The 17,783-nt window shown below is 63.7% G+C and carries 11 protein-coding genes and 1 tRNA gene; 4 read left to right on the top strand and 8 right to left on the bottom strand.

Annotation, left to right across the window (positions count from 1 at the left end; genetic code table 11):
• The first annotated feature begins 36 nt into the window (after window positions 1-36).
• Both M1D74_RS08020 and M1D74_RS08015 read left to right on the top strand, forming a co-directional pair.
• Window positions 37-714, top strand: a complete 678-nt coding sequence (locus tag M1D74_RS08020; RefSeq protein WP_458117075.1) for an IMPACT family protein — start codon at window positions 37-39, stop codon at window positions 712-714.
• Window positions 707-1,834: a class I SAM-dependent methyltransferase gene (locus M1D74_RS08015; RefSeq protein WP_458117074.1), complete on the top strand. Its 1,128-nt coding sequence runs from the start codon at window positions 707-709 to the stop codon at window positions 1,832-1,834. The genes M1D74_RS08020 and M1D74_RS08015 overlap by 8 nt, the downstream gene beginning before the upstream one ends.
• 86 nt (window positions 1,835-1,920) lie before the next feature.
• Here M1D74_RS08015 and rpsA read toward each other — a convergent pair whose 3' ends face one another.
• From rpsA to polA, 3 genes are all read right to left on the bottom strand, one after another.
• Window positions 1,921-3,396, bottom strand: a complete 1,476-nt coding sequence (rpsA, locus tag M1D74_RS08010) for a 30S ribosomal protein S1 (protein WP_309071880.1) — start codon at window positions 3,394-3,396, stop codon at window positions 1,921-1,923.
• A gap of 279 nt (window positions 3,397-3,675) precedes the next feature.
• Complete coding sequence (locus M1D74_RS08005; protein ID WP_458117073.1) at window positions 3,676-4,995, bottom strand: GNAT family N-acetyltransferase; 1,320 nt, start codon at window positions 4,993-4,995, stop codon at window positions 3,676-3,678.
• Window positions 4,996-5,049: 54 nt separating this feature from the next.
• Complete coding sequence (polA, locus tag M1D74_RS08000; RefSeq protein WP_458117162.1) at window positions 5,050-7,683, bottom strand: DNA polymerase I; 2,634 nt, start codon at window positions 7,681-7,683, stop codon at window positions 5,050-5,052.
• Window positions 7,684-7,846: 163 nt separating this feature from the next.
• On the opposite strand from polA, the gene M1D74_RS07995 reads away from it, so the two are divergent.
• A complete protein-coding gene (locus M1D74_RS07995) occupies window positions 7,847-8,329 on the top strand; it encodes a hotdog fold thioesterase (protein ID WP_458117072.1) in 483 nt (160 codons plus the stop codon).
• Window positions 8,330-8,354: 25 nt separating this feature from the next.
• On the opposite strand, the gene M1D74_RS07990 is transcribed toward M1D74_RS07995, so the two are convergent.
• Both M1D74_RS07990 and M1D74_RS07985 read right to left on the bottom strand, forming a co-directional pair.
• Window positions 8,355-8,984 carry a LysE family translocator gene (locus tag M1D74_RS07990; protein ID WP_458117071.1) on the bottom strand — a complete coding sequence of 210 codons (630 nt, stop codon included), beginning with the start codon at window positions 8,982-8,984 and terminating at the stop codon, window positions 8,355-8,357.
• Between the two features lie 93 nt (window positions 8,985-9,077).
• Window positions 9,078-9,162 (bottom strand) — tRNA-Leu (locus tag M1D74_RS07985).
• A gap of 162 nt (window positions 9,163-9,324) precedes the next feature.
• Between M1D74_RS07985 and M1D74_RS07980 the strand changes: the two genes are divergently transcribed.
• Window positions 9,325-9,927 (top strand): ANTAR domain-containing response regulator, encoded by a 603-nt coding sequence (locus tag M1D74_RS07980; RefSeq protein WP_309071875.1) that lies wholly within the window; start codon window positions 9,325-9,327, stop codon window positions 9,925-9,927.
• A gap of 97 nt (window positions 9,928-10,024) precedes the next feature.
• On the opposite strand, the gene pyk is transcribed toward M1D74_RS07980, so the two are convergent.
• The 3 genes from pyk to gltB are packed head-to-tail and all read right to left on the bottom strand — an operon-like array spanning window position 10,025 to window position 17,624.
• Window positions 10,025-11,518, bottom strand: coding sequence for a pyruvate kinase (gene pyk, locus M1D74_RS07975; protein ID WP_309124067.1), 1,494 nt, complete (start codon window positions 11,516-11,518; stop codon window positions 10,025-10,027).
• Window positions 11,519-11,578: 60 nt separating this feature from the next.
• Window positions 11,579-13,036, bottom strand: coding sequence for a glutamate synthase subunit beta (locus M1D74_RS07970; protein ID WP_458117070.1), 1,458 nt, complete (start codon window positions 13,034-13,036; stop codon window positions 11,579-11,581).
• Entirely contained in the window at window positions 13,029-17,624 is a 4,596-nt protein-coding gene (gene gltB / locus M1D74_RS07965) for a glutamate synthase large subunit (protein WP_458117069.1), read from the bottom strand. Before gltB ends, M1D74_RS07970 begins: the two co-directional genes overlap by 8 nt.
• Window positions 17,625-17,783 lie beyond the last annotated feature (159 nt).

Genomic DNA, 17,783 nt, shown 5'->3' with positions numbered 1-17,783 from the left:
GCTCCCTGCCCTCTCCGGGTTGCCTACACTGGAGGAGTGACAGGGACGGCGGGAACGGTGGCGCGATACACGACTATCGCTGGTTCTCATCGACACGAATTGGAGGTCCGCCGGTCCCGCTTCATCACCGTGCTGCAGCGGGTGGAGTCCGAGGACGAGGTCCGTGACCTCCTTACCCGGGTGCGCCGGGAGTTCCACGATGCGAGGCACCATTGCAGCGCCGTCGTTCTTGGACCCGGCCGCGAGATCCAGCGCGCCAACGACGACGGCGAGCCCTCCGGTACCGCCGGCCAACCGATGCTCGACGCGATCATCAGACGGGCCACTTCCCCTGATCGAGCGGATCTGAGCGATCTTGCTGCGATCGTCGTGCGCTACTTCGGCGGGATCCTGCTGGGCGCCGGCGGATTGGTGCGTGCGTACTCGGACTCGGTGTCCCAGGCGCTCGATGCCGCGCCGATGATCACCCGGGAGCGACGGCAGCTGCTCGAGATCGCGGCGCCTTCCGCCACCGCCGGGCGGGTCGAGAATGAGCTGCGAGCCGTCGGCACTCCAGTGCTGGCGGTGCACTACGAAGGGGAGCTGGCTCGCCTCACCGTCGCGGTTGATGACGACGCCGCCGCAATGGGCTCCTTCTTAAGTCGCCTTGCAGCGATCACAGCCGGTGAATTGACCGCAGTGCCAGTGAGCCGCGAATGGGTGGACCGTGGCTGACTTCCCTTTCAACGCTCTCAGGCGCTGGCCTGACGTGGAAGCCGAGAACCTGCACGCGGTCGATGCCACGGACAGGCTGCTCCTCGATACAGCAGGTGAAGCCCTGCGGGGCTGTGCTGCGGGTGAAGTCGCCGTCGTCGGTGACACACACGGCGCCCTGACTCTCGGCACGCTGCATGCCGGCGCTGAGCACGTGCGCGTCCATCAGGACTCAGTCACCGGCGAGCGTGCGCTCGCGGCAAATGCACGCAGCTTTCCGCTCAGCGGTCTGTACACCTCAACGGTCCTGGGCAAGGACCTCTTCGACGGCGTCCGCCTGGTGCTGCTGCAACTCCCCCGCTCCCTTGACGCGTTGGAGGAGATCGCGTGGCATATCGCAACCGCCGCACATCCCGACGTCACCGTCTTCGCGGGAGGGAGAGTCAAACACATGACTCCGGCCATGACCACGGTCCTGGCCAAGTACTTCCGCACCGTCGAGGCCGGGCTGGCGCGGCAGAAGTCCCGGATCCTTACTGCGTCGTGCCCGCTCCCGACGGGCCCATGCCCATTTCCTTCCGAAGCAGAGTACGACGTCGGACTCCCCCGCCCGCTGCGGCTACGCGCCTTCGGGGCAACGTTCGGGGGCGCGAAGCTCGACCCCGGCACCCGCTTCCTGCTCCCCCACCTCCAAGGAACACGACCATCCAGCCACGCCGTGGACCTTGGCTGCGGCAACGGCACCATCGCCGCTTACCTTGCCCTGACCCACCCGGGACTCTCCGTCATCGCGACCGATACCTCGGCGGCGGCGGTGGCCGCCACCCGCGCTACGGTCGACGCGAACGGTGTAGGCGACCGGGTAACGGTGGTGCGCGACGACGCCCTCTCAGGGCGGCCCGATTCCGGTGACCATCTGATCGTCCTGAACCCGCCGTTCCACTCCGGTCATACCGTCCATGCGGGAATCGCACTGAAGCTGTTCGCCGAATCGGGGCGTTCGCTGGCGCCCGGCGGCGAACTGTGGACCGTGTGGAACAGCCATCTGCAGTACCGCAGCGCGCTGGAGCGGCTTGTGGGACCTACCCGCCAGGTAGCGCGCGACCGCAAGTTCACGGTTACGGTGTCCACTCGCAGCTGAAGATCTACGCCCAGCGTTTTGCCGGGCAGTGCTTCAACGCAGGAAACCCCCGCCCAATGGGCGAGGGTTTCCTGAGGAGATCGGACCTAGTTGCCGGTCAGCTTCTCACGCAGTGCGGCGAGAGCCTCATCCGACGCGAGGGTGCCGGACCCTGCGGGTGACTCTGCAGCCGGCTCCGAGGAGTAGCTGGTTGCACCGGAGTCCGCCGGCTCGTTGGCTGCGGCGGCGTCGTCGGACGCGTGCTGAACAACCTGCTTCTTGTGAGCTTCCCAGCGGGACTGGGCCTCGGCGTACTGGGCTTCCCAGGCTGCGCGCTGGGTCTCGTAGCCTTCAAGCCACTCGTTGGACTCGGGATCGAAGCCCTCGGGGTACTTGTAGTTGCCCTCTTCGTCGTACTCAGCGGCCATGCCGTAGAGAGCCGGATCGAATTCGGTGCTGTCTGCGTCGACGCCCTCGTTGGCCTGCTTGAGGGACAGCGAGATGCGGCGGCGCTCAAGATCGATGTCGATGACCTTGACGAAGAGCTCGTCACCAACGGAGACAACCTGCTCGGCCAGTTCAACGTGGCGCACAGCAAGTTCAGAGATGTGGACGAGGCCTTCGATGCCGTCTTCGACGCGAACGAACGCACCGAACGGAACCAGCTTGGTGACCTTACCGGGGACAACCTGGCCCAACGCGTGAGTGCGGGCGAAGGTCTGCCACGGATCTTCCTGGGTGGCCTTGAGCGACAGGGAGACGCGCTCGCGGTCCAGATCCACCTCGAGAACCTCGACGGTGACCTCCTGGCCGACCTCGACAACCTCGGACGGGTGGTCGATGTGCTTCCAGGACAGTTCCGAAACGTGAACCAGTCCGTCTACGCCGCCAAGATCGACGAATGCACCGAAGTTGACGATGGAGGACACAACGCCCGGACGGACCTGGCCCTTTTCCAGCTTGTTGAGGAAAGTGGAGCGAACCTCGGACTGGGTCTGCTCGAGCCATGCACGGCGGGACAGCACAACGTTGTTGCGGTTCTTGTCCAGCTCGATGATCTTGGCTTCAATCTGCTGGCCGATGTACGGAGCGAGGTCGCGGACACGGCGCATCTCAACGAGGGAAGCGGGAAGGAAGCCGCGCAGGCCGATGTCGAGGATGAGACCACCCTTGACAACCTCGATGACCGTACCGGTGACAACACCGTCTTCTTCCTTGACCTTCTCAATGTCGCCCCAGGCGCGCTCGTACTGAGCACGCTTCTTGGAGAGGATCAGGCGGCCTTCTTTGTCTTCCTTCGTGAGGACAAGCGCTTCAACCTCGTCACCAACGGAGACCACGTCCCCCGGATCGACATCGTGCTTGATGGAAAGCTCGCGGGAAGGGATGACACCTTCGGTCTTGTAACCGATGTCGAGCAGAACTTCATCGCGGTCAACCTTGACTACCGTTCCTTCGACGAGGTCTCCGTCGTTGAAGTACTTGATGGTGGCGTCAATAGCTGCGAGGAAGTCCTCAGCGGTGCCGATGTCGTTGATAGCGACCTGCGGGGCACCTGGCTTCTCGGTGGTGGTGATGGTCATGTAGTTGGGGCTCCGTTGTGGATTATGAATTTGATCCGGACTTCTTGGAACCGCGCGCGGGTACATGTTGATGTACCCGCCATGAGGAACCTGCCCGGATGCGGACAAATGGAAATATGGAGAACACTGTGCCAACACAACGCAGAGGCTGTGCAGGACACATTGCAGGGCCCACTGTGCGCGGGACATGCCCACCCAGTCTAGCGTTCTGCTGCAACGCCGGTCAAAGCGTGCTGGCTGCTTCCCGTGCGGTCATGGTGAGCGGGCCGGAGCGGACCGTCAGAAATGCGTGATGCAGTAGGGTGCCCGGGCCACCGAGAACAACGTTGCGGCACGCTCAACACCTTCAGGGGAACCTCCGGTCAGACCGCCTGCACTGGCAAGAATCCGCGCGTCCACTCCCCCAAGGTACAACGACCCTAAAGCAGCTACATCGAGCGTGATGTCCGTCCTGGACCCGTCGCCCAGTCTACGGACGGTGCCCGCACCGTTCGCCACACTCAGTTCGAAAGCGCCCTCGGCATGACCGAGCGCATCCGTGATTGACAGGGACAGGACACCGTCGTGCTCATAGTTGCGCTGGGACAGCGCGGCCACCGGATCGAGGATCCGCAACCAAAGCACGTCTTCATCGGATTTCAGTTCACGGCATCTCCGGTCAGCCAGAGCCCACGGCAGCGGATCCTGGACAGGCGCCGACCCGAAGGTGACCCGTTCGATCAGGTCCAGCGAGCCGAGATAACGCCACAGCTCGAGGTAGGCGGCATCCGATACCGCCACCAGATCCTTCACCCGCATGGTGTACGGCGTCTTCTCCCAACCCGCGAACGAGTAGGAGACGAAGGCGTCCGGGCGGCCGTCGTCGTCATAATGGACGGCGGTGCGCAGCGCCTTGTCGGGTTGGGGACGATCCTCACCCCACAGACCCGCTGACCGGCGGGAGTACGCGAACTGGCGGCCGATCGAACCCAGCGAGTGTGAGTGAAAACCAGCGAAAACTTCCTGGGTGAGGTCGACGGCAGCTTCCGGCGAAACCACCTCCATCCGCCCGTACGGTACGGAAGTGATGGCGAAGCGCTCTCGAACGTCAACCTCAATCGAGGTGGTGTGCGTTGCCGTACCAAACCCGAAGCGACCGTAGATGGTGGCTTCCGACGCAGTCAGGGCCGCGACGGCAAAACCCCGTTCGGCCGCGCCCTGAAGGTCGGCAGTGATCATTTGGCGCAGCAGTCCCCGACGCCGGTGTGTCGGGCGAACCGTGACCGCGGTGACCAGATGGGCGTCCAGCAACCTGCCCCCACCGACGTTCAGCGAATTCACCATAGTGCCGTAAGTGGCTACGGGAATGCGCGGATTCCACGCATGGGGACCCGGATTGTCGTCATAGGCGCCCCACAGGATGCGCCGGTCCGCCGCATACGCCTCAGCCAGTTTCGGCAGGTCCTCGACCTCCAGCCGGCCCTCGTGGAATCCGAAGCTGACGCCCTCGAACCAGGCGGCCAACGGGCCCTCTGCTGAGGTATCGGCATCCCCGTCTACGGAGAAGGTCTCGATCCGAAGCGTGGATGCGGCGGTGTTGATCCCTGTTTGCGTGCTCACGGTTCCCCAGCCTAATCCTCCGACAGCCGACGGGCTATGCCGCGGCACCTGTTCCTAGTGCGCCGCTTCGTGCCAGCTGGTGCCGGTACCGACCGAGACGTCGAGCGGCACCGTCAGTTCGGCCGCACCCGCCATCTCCGCGCGCACCAGCTGCTCCACTTCGTCACGTTCCCCCGGCGCGATTTCGAGTACCAGTTCGTCGTGGACCTGCAAAAGCATCCTCGACGTGAGCCCGCGGCGTCGCAGCTCGTCATCGACACCGAGCATTGCCTTTTTGATGATGTCTGCCGCCGAACCCTGAATCGGTGCGTTGAGCGCCGCCCGCTCAGCCATCTCCCGCAGCTGGCGGTTGTCACTCGACAGGTCCGGCAGGTACCGCCGCCTTCCCTCGATGGTTGAGGTGAAACCGTCCTTGCGTGCCTGCTCCACGATTCCGCGGAGGTAGTCACGGACGGCGCCGAACCGGTCGAAGTAGTCACCCATCAGGGTCCGGGCCTCATCCACCGAGATGGCAAGCTGCTTCGACAGCCCGAACGAGCTCAGCCCGTACACCAACCCGTAGGACATGGCCTTGACCTTTGAGCGCATCGCACTGGTCACTTCCTCCGGGGCCACGTGGAAGATGGAGGAGCCCACGAAGCGGTGCAGATCCTCGCCCTCGTTGAACGCCTGGATCAAGCCCTCATCGCCCGAGAGGTGCGCCATGATGCGCATTTCGATCTGCGAATAGTCCGCCGTCATCAGGCAGTCATAGCCGGGACCTACTACGAACGCTTCCCGGATCCGGCGGCCCTCATCCGAGCGGATCGGAATGTTCTGCAGGTTCGGGTTCATGGAGGACAGCCGGCCAGTCGCTGCAATGGTCTGTACGTAGGTCGTGTGAATTCGACCGTCTTCTGCGACCGACTTCCGGAGGCCCTCCACCGTCTGCCGAAGCTTGGAGGCATCCCGGTGTGCCAGCAGCTGCTCAAGGAACGGGTGTCCCGTCTTGACGATCAGGTCCGTGAGCGCATCTGCGTCGGTGGAGTACCCGGTCTTGATCTTCTTGGTTTTCGGCAGGGCCAGCTCGTCGAAAAGAACGGTCTGAAGCTGCTTGGGCGAGCCCAGGTTGATCTCCTTGCCGATGATCCTGAACGCTTCGGCGCTGGTGTTCGCCATGGTCGCGGAGAAGTCGTCGTACAGGCGGTCGAGACCGTCGACAGCCACGCTGATTCCCGTCAGCTCCATCCGCGCCAGCACCTCGGACAGCGGCAGTTCCAGACCCGCGAGCAGCTGATTGGCGCCGCGCTCTACGAGCTGGCCCGTGAAGTGCTGGCTGAGTTCCAATGCTGCGAAGGCCGCCGCTACCGCTGGGGTTGCGACATCCTCCTCCTCGAGTGCCAGCGCCTGCTGGCCGCCCGTCGCAGCGTTCGACGTCGGCAGGGTGAGCTTCAGGTGCACCTGGCTGAGGTCAGCAAGCTCATAGCTGCGCCGGTCGGGCTGAATGAGGTAGCCCGAGATGGCGGTGTCGTCCACCTCGCCCGCAAGGGTGAAACCGCGGGCATGGAGCAGCTTGTAGGCCGCTTTGAAGTCGTGCACCACCTTGGGCGCGTCCAGGTCCTGGAGCCACTCCCCGACGACGCTCTCGGCGTCCTGATCCAACTCTTCGAACGGGATATAGGCAGCGACCGCGGCGGTCACCAGCGCAACGCCGACGGCTTCCTCTCCTCCGCTCGTGGAACGTGTGGCCACGTGGACAGCCGCGGGAGCCTGATTGGTTCCATTGATCCAGGCGGTCAGGGAGTTCGCTTCGGTGAGGATTTCATGCTGCGGCGGGGACATTTCATCCCTGGCTGTATCCGCTTCCTCCTCGCCGAACAGATCAAACAGGCGCTTCCGAAGCACATTGAACTGCAGGGCGTCGAAAAGGTCCTCAACGGCGTCCCGGTCCGGACGTTGCGCTCCCATCGCCTGCAGATCCACCGGCAGATCGAGGTCCGTGAGCAGGCGGTTGAGGCGCCGGTTCCGCTTGACGTTCTCGATGTTCTCCCGGAGTGCGATTCCCACCTTGCCGCCGATCGCGTCCAGGTTCTCGAGGATGCCTTCGAGGCCGCCATACTTCAGGATCCACTTGGCCGCGGTCTTCGGCCCGACGCCCGGCACACCCGGAAGATTGTCCGCGGTCTCGCCCACCAGCGCCGCCAGGTCCGAGTAGAGGTGCGGCGGAACGAAGTACTTCTCCTCAACGGCCTTGGCGTCCATCTGCGGGATATTCGTGACTCCCTGTTTGGGATACAGGACCGTCACGCGATCATTGACGAGCTGGAAGACATCCCGGTCTCCGCTGACTACCTGTACGTCCCAACCCCTGGCAGCGGCGTCGACGGCAAGGGTAGCGAGGACATCGTCGGCCTCGTAGCCCTCCATCGACAAAGTAGGAATGCGCATGGCTTCCAGCACCTTGATGATCAGGTCGATCTGGCCGTGGAATTCCTCCGGGGTGCGGGACCGTCCGCCCTTGTACTCGGTGTATTCGGTGTCCCTGAAGGTGGGTGTGTCGAGGTCGAAGGCGACTGCGACGTGCGTTGGCTCCTGGTCACGCAGCAGGTTGATGAGCATGGCGGTGAACCCATAGACCGCATTGGTGTGCTGGCCCGTGTCGGTAGAAAAATTCTCGGCCGGCAACGCGTAGAACGCGCGGAACGCCATCGAATGGCCATCGACGACCAACAACCGCGACCGCTTCCCCGCGGATGCGGGTGCAGGTGCCGCATCCACCGCGGCATCGGTCTGGACGCTGGTTTGCACGTCGATCTGCACGTCGGAATCTACGGTTTGGTTTGTTTGGCTCACAGGTGCCAGCCTAGTTCCCATGGATGACAAATTCACTCCGGGCCCAGGTTCCGACGGCGACCACCCCTACCTTGCCGAACTGACCGCTGCGGGTGTTCCCGAGCACATGCACGGTTGGCTTCGCGGCCACGGCATCGGGCGGCTCGCTGCCAAGATGGGGATCGTTTTTCAGGAGATGGGGGCGGAGCGCATGGTGGCTACCATGCCGGTCGAGGGGAACCAGCAGGTTGCCGGGATCCTGCACGGAGGGGCCCATCTGGTCCTTGCTGAAACATTGGGGTCATTCGCGGCGGGCATCCATGCAGGCCCGGGCCGCCAGGCTGTCGGTATTGAAATCGGGGCCACCCATCACCGGTCCGCCTCGAGCGGCCTGGTCACAGGAACTGCCGTTGCCATCCACCTCGGCCGTACGCTGGCCACACACGAGGTGATCATGACCGACGAAGACGGCAGACGGCTCTCCTCAGCCCGCATCACCAACCTCATCCGGGACGTACGCTGACCCGGTTCTGAGGCCAGGAACCGGGTCAGGCCTGGGCGGCCGACGCCGCTGTTCCGACGCCGAGCACACCGAGTATCCCGCCGGATGAAATCTCCAGATTGCGGGTTACCCGCGGACGGTTCAGCCACTCGTTCGCCTTGGCGGCCAGCAGGCATAGACCCACAAGGTACATCAGCACAATGAAGCCGAGAGTTGCCCCCAGCAGCATCGTGACAGCGAAAACTGAACCATCCTTGGGAAGGAACTGCGGGACCACGGCAAGGAAAAACAGGCCCACCTTCGGGTTGAGCATGGTGGATGTGAGTCCGGCTGCACACGAACTCAACGCACGCACTTCCACCATGACGACGCCGTCGGGCACGGGGGCCGATGATTTCTTCCTATCCCCCCGAATAGCTTTGATCCCCAAATAGACCAGATAGATACCACCAAGGACCTTGAGCCCGCGGTAAGCGACGGCCGACTGTTCGATGAGGGCGGCGAGGCCGACAGCAACGAGCACAGCCCAGACCAGGTACCCGGCAGCGGAGCCGAACGAAGCCGCAATACCGGATGGAAGCTTCCGCAGGCTGAACCGGAGGATCAGGAAGCTGTCGGGACCGGGAGTTACGGCGAGAACCACGCACAAGCCGCAGAAGGCCAGGTAGGAAGACATTGCCATGTCCCTATTAGAAGCCAGTCCGGAAGGATTCTCAGAAACAAGTCAGTCAATATGACTGGACGACTGACCGTAAAAGTCAGTGCGTGCTGGTGCCCGAAGTGGGACTCGAACCCACACACCTTTCGATACTGCATTTTGAGTGCAGCGCGTCTGCCAATTCCGCCATTCGGGCTGATCAGTGCACCGACGTGAGTTCCGTGACTCGGGGACCCCCGGGTGCGCGAATCTACTCTACATGCCGATAGGCTGTTCCAGTGAACCCGTGCAGCGCGCCTTCAGGGCTGCTCCTGCGCCGGGGCACGCAGAACCAATAAACGCATACCAAGGAGCCTCAGTGTCCCAGAACCGCGACTCAGCGAACACGAGCCCGGCACGGCGCGTCATCGTCGCTGAGGATGAAACCCTCATTCGTCTCGACATTGTGGAGATCCTGCGTGGCGAGGGTTACGACGTGGTCGCCGAAGCCGACAACGGTGAGAAAGCAGTTGAGCTGGCGCATGAGCACAAGCCCGATCTTGTCCTCATGGATGTAAAAATGCCGGTCATGGACGGAATCACCGCTGCGGAGCAGATCGTGAAGGCGCGCATCGCCCCTGTCGTCCTGCTGACCGCCTTCAGCCAGAAGGAACTCGTGGAGCGTGCGCGCGACGCCGGAGCCATGGCCTACGTGGTGAAGCCCTTCACTCCAGCCGATCTGGTGCCGGCCATCGAGATCGCTCTCTCCCGCCATGAAGAGATCAAGGCGCTTGAGAATGAGGTTTCCGACCTCCAGGAGCAGTTCGCTACCCGGAAGCTCGTAGAGCGCGCGAAGAGCCTGCTCACCACGAAGATGGGGCTGACGGAGCCCGAAGCCTTCCGTTGGATCCAGAAAACGTCCATGGACCGCCGCCTGAGCATGCGCGAAGTTGCCGAGACGATCATTAATCAGGTCAATTAGCGGGCGCTTCCACACGGAGAACCACACACCAAACAGCTCGCACATACAGAAGGACCCCGCCGAGGCGGGGTCCTTCTGTATGCGAGTCGCGTGCGGGCTACTTGTGCTTGTTCTTGACCGGCCAGGGACCGACCTTCTCCTTGCTCGGTGTGTAGCCTTCGGGCAACTGGCCCGCGTCGGCGATATCCCCGACCTTATGCACCTTGATGGAGTTCGTCGAACCGGACTGCCCTGGAGGGGAACCGGCCGCGATGACCACGAGGTCGTTGAGGTCAACAAGCTTCTGCTCGAACAGTACGCGGTCAACCTGCGCAGTCATCTGGTCCGTGTGTTCGGCGTACTCAACGAGCATCGGCTGGACACCCCAGATCAGTGACATGGTGTTGAGGGTCGACTGCACCGGAGTGAAGGCGAAGACCGGCTTCGTCGGACGAAGGCGGGAGAGGCGGCGTGCGGAGTCGCCCGACTGGGTGAAGGTACAGATGTACTTCGCATCCAGCTGGTCGGCGATCTCCACGGCTGCACGGGTGATGGCGCCGCCGCGCGTCTTGGGCTTGCTGCCCAGAGGCGGAACCCGATCGAGGCCGTGCTTCTCGGTGGACTCGATGATGTCTGCCATGGTGCGGACCGTATCGATGGGGTACTTGCCCACGCTGGTCTCGCCGGACAGCATGACCGCATCAGCGCCGTCGAGCACTGCGTTGGCACAGTCAGAAGCCTCCGCGCGCGTGGGGCGGGGGTTATCGATCATGGACTCGAGGACCTGGGTGGCCACGATGACCGGCTTGGCCCAGCGGCGGGCGAGCTCGATGGCACGCTTCTGCACGATGGGGACGTCCTGGAGAGGCAGCTCAACGCCGAGGTCGCCTCGAGCAACCATGATGGCGTCGAACGCATCGATGATTTCCTCGATGGCGTCCACGGCCTGCGGCTTCTCGATCTTGGCGATCACCGGGACGCGCCGGCCCTCTTCGTCCATGATCTCGTGTACGCGCTCGACGTCGGCCGCATTGCGCACGAAGGACAGGGCAACCATGTCGACGCCGCGCTGGATTGCCCAGCGGAGGTCTTCTTCGTCCTTGTCGCTCAACGCAGGCACGTTCACTGCGACGCCGGGCAGGTTGATGCCCTTGTTGTTCGAAACCGCTCCGCCGACGGTGACCTCAGCGGTGACCTTGACGTCGTCGACTGCGGTAGCGCGCATCGCGACCTTGCCGTCGTCGATCAGGAGGATGTCGCCGACATTGACATCGTGAGGCAGCCCTTTATGGGTGGTGGAGCAGATCTCCGCGGTGCCTTCCACGTCCTCCGTGGTGATCGTGAAGGTGTCACCGGGAAGCAGCATATGGGGTCCGTCAACGAAGCGCCCGAGACGGATTTTGGGGCCCTGGAGGTCGGCGAAGATGCCCACCGGCCGGCCCAGCTCTTCTGCTGCCTTACGGACAAATTCGTACGTCTGGTTGTGTACGGAATGGTCGCCGTGGCTCATGTTCATACGAGCTACGTCCACCCCGGCTTCAAGAACTGCGAGGGTGTTTTCATAGCTCGCGATTGCCGGGCCGAAAGTGGCCACTATCTTTGCGCGTCTCATAAAACCTTGCCTGTCATGTCGTGTTCGTGGATTGCTCTTTGGCTCCTGCGCACCTGGGAATTACAGGACGTTGAGGGCCCGGTCTGTCGGTGCCACGGGTGCGGGCAGCTTGGTCTGACCCATCAGCCACTGGTCAACCGCTGCGGCACACGCACGGCCCTCCGCGATTGCCCACACAATGAGGGATTGCCCGCGTCCTGCGTCGCCGGCTACGAAGATTCCGGGAGTGCTGGTCATGTAATACCCGTCACGCTCAACGTTACCCCGTCCGTCGAAAGCAGCGTCGAGCTGTTCGGCGATTCCCGCAGGTTCCGGGCCGGTGAATCCGAGCGCGAGGAAGACCAGGTCCGCCGGGATATCCCGCTCGGTTCCAGCCTTCGGCACCCGTCTGCCGTTGACGAACTCCGTCTCGGCGACGCGAACCGCAGTCAGTTTTCCGTTGTCACCAACAAACTCGACCGTTGACGCGAGGTAGGTGCGCTCACCGCCCTCTTCATGGGCGCTGGCTACCTCGAACAGCGTCGGGAAGGTAGGCCATGGCTGGTTGGGCATGCGCTCGAGCGGCGGTTGCTGCCCGATGGCGAGCGTGGTGACCGAGGCAGCCTTGTGGCGATGCGCGGTGCCGATGCAGTCTGCACCTGTGTCGCCGCCGCCCAGAATGACCACGTGCTTGCCTTCGGCGTGGATCTGGTCCTCGATTTCCTCGCCCGCCACAACCCGGTTTGCCTGCACCAGGTACTCCATCGCGAAGTGAACGCCGTCGAGCTCGCGTCCGGGAATAGGCAGGTCGCGTGGAACCGTGGCGCCGGTGGCGACCACGACGGCGTCGTAACGGCGGCGCAGCTGGTCCCAGCTGATGTCGCGGCCCACTTCGACGCCGGCCCGGAAACGTGTTCCCTCCGCCTTCATCTGGTCGAGGCGACGGTCAAGCTGGATCTTCTCCATCTTGAAGTCGGGGATTCCGTAGCGCAGGAGCCCGCCGATGCGGTCGTCGCGCTCATATACGGCCACAGTGTGGCCCGCGCGGGTCAGCTGTTGGGCAACAGCCAGACCGGCAGGTCCGGAGCCGACGACGGCGATGGTCTTGCCCGTCAGGCGCTCCGGCGGGTGCGGGTGCACCCAATCGTTGTCGAACGCTTCGTCGATGATCGAAACCTCAACCTGCTTGATCGTGACCGGAGGCTGATTGATTCCGAGAACACAGGACGCCTCGCACGGAGCAGGACACAGCCGGCCGGTGAACTCGGGGAAGTTGTTGGTGGCGTGCAGACGGTCAATCGCCTCGCGACCCTTGTCCCGCCACGTGAGGTCATTCCATTCCGGAATGAGGTTCCCGAGCGGGCACCCCTGGTGACAGAACGGGATGCCGCAATCCATGCAGCGCCCGGCCTGGCTCTTCAGGACGCCCTTTTCCTGGGCCTCGTACACTTCCTTCCAGTCCATGATCCGGACCGGAACGGGCCTGCGCGGCTGCGTCTGCCGCTCGCGCACCTTCATGAATCCGCGTGGGTCAGCCACCGGTAACCTCCAAAATCCTGTTCCAGACCTCTTCACCGTCGGGATCGAGTCCCTCTTCGATGGCGGCGGCCCGGGCATCGAGAACGCGTGCGTAGTCACGCGGCAGCACCTTGGTCAGGCGCGGCACGGTCGTCTCGAATTCATCGAGTAGTTGGGCAGCGAGCGGCGACTCGGTTTCTTCCTGGTGCCGCAGAAGCAGCTGGCGGACGATCTCGATGTCTTCCGCGTCCAGCTCTTCGAGCTGCAGTTCGCCGCTGTTGAGCGCCTGTACGTTCACGCGGGTTTGGTCGAGGTCCAGCACGTAGGCCGTACCTCCGGACATGCCGGCGCCGAAGTTCCGCCCCGTCCGTCCGAGGATGAGCGTCTGGCCACCGGTCATGTACTCGCAGCCGTGGTCACCGATCCCCTCCACGACAGCCGTTGCGCCGGAGTTGCGCACGAGGAACCGCTCCCCCACCTGGCCCCGCAGGAAGATCTCACCGCTGGTTGCCCCGTAGCCGATCACGTTGCCGGCGATGACGTTGCGGTCGGCGGCGAAGACGTTGGCGCGGTCCGGCCGAACGATGATGCGCCCGCCCGACAGTCCCTTGCCGACGTAGTCGTTCGAGTCACCAAGCAACCGCAGGGTGATTCCTGCGGGGAGGAACGCGCCGAGCGACTGGCCGGCGTGACCGGTCAGAGTAACGTCGATGGTGTCCGTTGCCAGCGTGTCGGTGCCGAAGCGCCGTGTGACCTCGTAGCCGAGCATGGTGCCGACTGAGCGGTCGGTGTTCACGACGTCGAGGGTGATCCGGACCGGGGCCCGGTGATCAAGCGCGTCGCTGCTCATCTCGATCAGCTTGTTGTCGAAGTGCTGATCGAGCTCGTGGTTCTGCGGGAACATGTTCCGCAGTGGAGCGTCCTCGCCGAACTCGTTGCCGCGCAGGATCGGTTCGAGGTCGAGCCCGTCCGCCTTCCAGTGCGCAACGGCCCGCTGCACGTCAAGTACCTCGCTGTGGCCGATCGCCTCGTCCAGCGAGCGGAAACCAAGTTCGGCCAGCAGCTCGCGGACCTCTTCTGCGATGAACTCGAAGAAGTTGACCACGAACTCAGGCTTGCCGGTGAAGCGGCTGCGCAGCTCTGGGTTCTGCGTTGCAACGCCTACCGGACAGGTGTCGAGGTGGCACACACGCATCATGATGCAGCCCGAGACCACCAGCGGCGCTGTGGCGAAACCGAATTCTTCGCCGCCCAGCAGCGCGGCGATCAGTACGTCACGTCCGGTCTTGAGCTGCCCGTCCACCTGAACCACCACCCGGTCCCGGAGTCCGTTGAGCATCAGGGTCTGCTGCGTTTCGGCAACTCCAAGCTCCCATGGGACGCCCGCGTGCTTGAGCGAGTTCAGCGGGCTGGCGCCGGTACCGCCGTCGTGACCTGAAATCAGTACGACGTCGGCCTTCGCCTTTGTGACACCGGCAGCCACCGTGCCGATCCCCACTTCCGACACGAGCTTCACGTGCACACGTGCCGATGTGTTGGCCCGCTTCAGGTCGTAGATGAGCTGAGCGAGGTCTTCGATCGAGTAGATGTCGTGGTGCGGCGGAGGCGAGATCAGCGCCACGCCGGGCGTCGAGTGCCGGGTACGAGCCACCCACGGGTAGACCTTCTGGCTCATGAGCTGGCCGCCCTCACCGGGCTTTGCTCCCTGCGCCATCTTGATCTGGATGTCCTCAGCATTGGTCAGGTACAGGCTGGTGACTCCGAACCGCCCTGACGCAACCTGCTTGATGGCGGAGCGGCGCTCCGGATCGAGCAGGCGCTCGACGTCCTCGCCGCCTTCGCCGGTGTTGGACTTCGCACCCAACCGGTTCATGGCAATAGCGAGAGTTTCGTGGGCCTCCTGGGAGATGGACCCATAGCTCATCGCACCTGTGGAGAAGCGCTTGACGATGCTCGAGACAGGCTCCACTTCCTCGAGCGGGATGGCAGGCCGGAGCCCTTCCTTGAAGCCGAGCAGGCCGCGCAGGGTCATCAGCTCGCGGGACTGATCGTCAACGCCCTTGGTGTAGGACTTGAAGATGTCGTAGCGACGCTCGCGGGTTGCGTGCTGCAGGCGGAAGACCGTTTCAGGGTTGAACAGGTGCGGCGGTCCTTCCCGGCGCCACTGATACTCACCACCGTTGTCCAGGCTGCGGTACGGGTCCTCAATGCCGTCCTGGGGGTACGCGTACTCGTGGCGAGCCGCTACCTCGGCAGCGACAACATTGAGGCCGACCCCGCCAAGCTGGGTTTGCGTGCCGTGGAAGTATTCGTCCACGAGCTCCTGGGACAGTCCCAGGGCCTCGAACGTCTGCGCACCGCAGTAGGAACTGACGGTGGAGATACCCATCTTCGACATGATCTTGAGGACGCCCTTGCCGAGGCCCTTGATCAGGTTGGCCACAGCCTGTTCCGCAGTGACACCGGTGATGTCGCCGTTACGCACCAGTTCCTCGCAGCTTTCCATCGCGAGGTAGGGGTTGATTGCGGACGCGCCATAACCGATGAGCACGGCCACATGGTGCACCTCCCGAACGTCGCCGGCCTCGACCACAAGGGAGGTCTTGGTGCGGTTCGCGCTCTTCAGCAGGTGATGATGAACGGCACTAGCCAGCAGCAGCGAAGGGATAGGAGCCCACTGCGCGTTCGAGTCGCGGTCGGAGAGCACCACGTACTGGATGCCGCGGTTGATGGCGCTTGAAACCTGCTCGCAGATCTCGGCCAGGCGGGCACGCAGGGACGCTTCGCCGCCGTCGACCCGGTAGAGACCGCGTACGCGAACGGTGAGGCGGTCGCCGTCGTCGGACTCCAGGTTGGCGATCTTGGCGAGCTCATCGTTGTTGATGACCGGGAAGTTCAGGGCGATCTGCTTGGAGCGGACCCGGCTGGAGGACAGCAGGTTGCCATCCGGGCCGATGGTGACACCCATCGACGTGACGAGTTCTTCGCGGATGGCGTCCAACGGCGGGTTGGTAACCTGCGCAAAGGACTGGACGAAGTAGTCGAACAGAAGGCGGGGCCGCTTGGAAAGCACCGCGATTGGGGTATCTGAACCCATGGCACCCAGCGGCTCCGCCCCGGCCTTCGCCATGGGACCAAGCAGGATACGCAGTTCCTCCTGGGTGTAGCCGAAGGTGCGTTGCCTGCGGTTGATCGAGGCCTTGGTGTGCACCACGTGCTCGCGATCGGGCAGGTCCTTCAGGTCAATCAGGTTTTCCTTGACCCACTCACCCCAGGGGTTAGCGGCGGCGATTTCGGCCTTGACCTCCTGGTCCTCGATGATGCGGCCGTCCTCGGTATCGACGAGGAACATCTTGCCGGGCGAAACGCGTCCCTTCCGGACGATCTTCGAAGGCTCGACGTCGACCACGCCGACCTCGGAGGCCAGGACCACGAGCCCGTCCTCCATGACCCAGTAGCGGGCAGGACGAAGACCGTTACGGTCCAGGACAGCTCCGACAAGGCGTCCATCGGTGAAGGAGACCGCTGCAGGCCCGTCCCAGGGCTCCATGAGCATGGAGTGGTACTGGTAGAACGCGCGCCGCGCCGGATCCATGGAGGTGTGGTTCTCCCAGGCCTCCGGGATCATCATCATGATTGCGTGGGTGATGGGACGCCCAGCGAGCATCAGGAGTTCCGCGACCTCGTCGAAGGAGGCTGAGTCGGACGCGCCCGGGGTGCAGATTGGGTACAGTTCCTCGGGCGAATCTCCGAGGAGTGGATGTGCAAGGAGCGACTGGCGTGCGCGCATCCAATTCCGGTTGCCCTTGACCGTATTGATCTCGCCGTTGTGCGCGATCGTCCGGAACGGCTGAGCTAGCGGCCATGACGGGAAGGTGTTCGTCGAGAAGCGCGAGTGGACGATGCCGAGCTTGGTCTTGAAGCGCGGGTCCGAAAGGTCCGGGTAGAACGGCTCGAGCTGCGCGGTGGTGAGCATTCCCTTGTAGACCATGGTGCGCGAGGACAGCGAAGGGAAGTACACACCGTACTTGTTCTGGGCACGCTTCCGCAGCCGGAACGCCTTGGCGTCAAGGTCCGCTGCCTTGCCTGCGACGGGTGCGATGAAGAGCTGTACGAAGTGCGGCATGCAAGCGCGGGCCATCGACCCGACCAGGTCAGCGACCACAGGAACCTCACGCCAGCCAAGGACCGTCAGGCCCTCAGCCTCTGCAAGGCTCTCGATGCCGGCGCGGGCGGTTGCTTCTTCACTCGCGACAGCAGGGAGGAAGGCCGTGCCCACGGCGTAGGAACCGGGAGCCGGAAGTTCGAAATCGACAACGGCGCGGAAGAACTCGTCAGGAACCTGCGTCAGCAGACCAGCACCGTCACCGGTACCTTCATCCGCGCCCACCGCACCGCGGTGCTCCAGGTTGCGCAGCGCTGTCAGGGCGGCGTCGACGATGTCGTGGCCGGGCTCACCCCGGAGCGTGGCAATGACAGCCAGGCCGCAGGCGTCCTTTTCGTTCTCCGGGTTGTACAGCCCGGAGGCTTCCGGGTAGGAAGCAAACCGCGTGAAGGGCGATTCCGCAGTGATGTCTTCCGGCACGAGACCGGTAGTGGGTGCAGTCATAGATAGAGTCCTTCCCCCATGATGGAGCGTCGGGAGGGGACGACTTCGGCCCCGAGGCGCGCTTGTCCCTTCAGGGAGGCGCTGCGTATTTCTAGTGCACATTGTAGAGGCGCACGCCACATGCCGACATGGATTGCCGGAATGGTCTGATGGCGGTGG

Source organism: Arthrobacter sp. D2-10, assembly GCF_054161285.1.
The sequence above is the reverse complement of the archived record's forward strand: the minus strand, read 5'-3'. Positions and strand labels throughout refer to the sequence as shown.

What these genes read in the sequence shown, in the direction of transcription:
- gltB (WP_458117069.1), bottom strand. Translation starts at nt 17,624, where the DNA reads ATGACTGCACCCACTACCGGTCTCGTGCCGGAAGACATCACTGCGGAA.
- M1D74_RS07990 (WP_458117071.1), bottom strand. Translation starts at nt 8,984, where the DNA reads ATGTCTTCCTACCTGGCCTTCTGCGGCTTGTGCGTGGTTCTCGCCGTA.
- polA (WP_458117162.1), bottom strand. Translation starts at nt 7,683, where the DNA reads ATGGCGTTCCGCGCGTTCTACGCGTTGCCGGCCGAGAATTTTTCTACC.
- rpsA (WP_309071880.1), bottom strand. Translation starts at nt 3,396, where the DNA reads ATGACCATCACCACCACCGAGAAGCCAGGTGCCCCGCAGGTCGCTATC.
- pyk (WP_309124067.1), bottom strand. Translation starts at nt 11,518, where the DNA reads ATGAGACGCGCAAAGATAGTGGCCACTTTCGGCCCGGCAATCGCGAGC.
- M1D74_RS07995 (WP_458117072.1), top strand. Translation starts at nt 7,847, where the DNA reads ATGGATGACAAATTCACTCCGGGCCCAGGTTCCGACGGCGACCACCCC.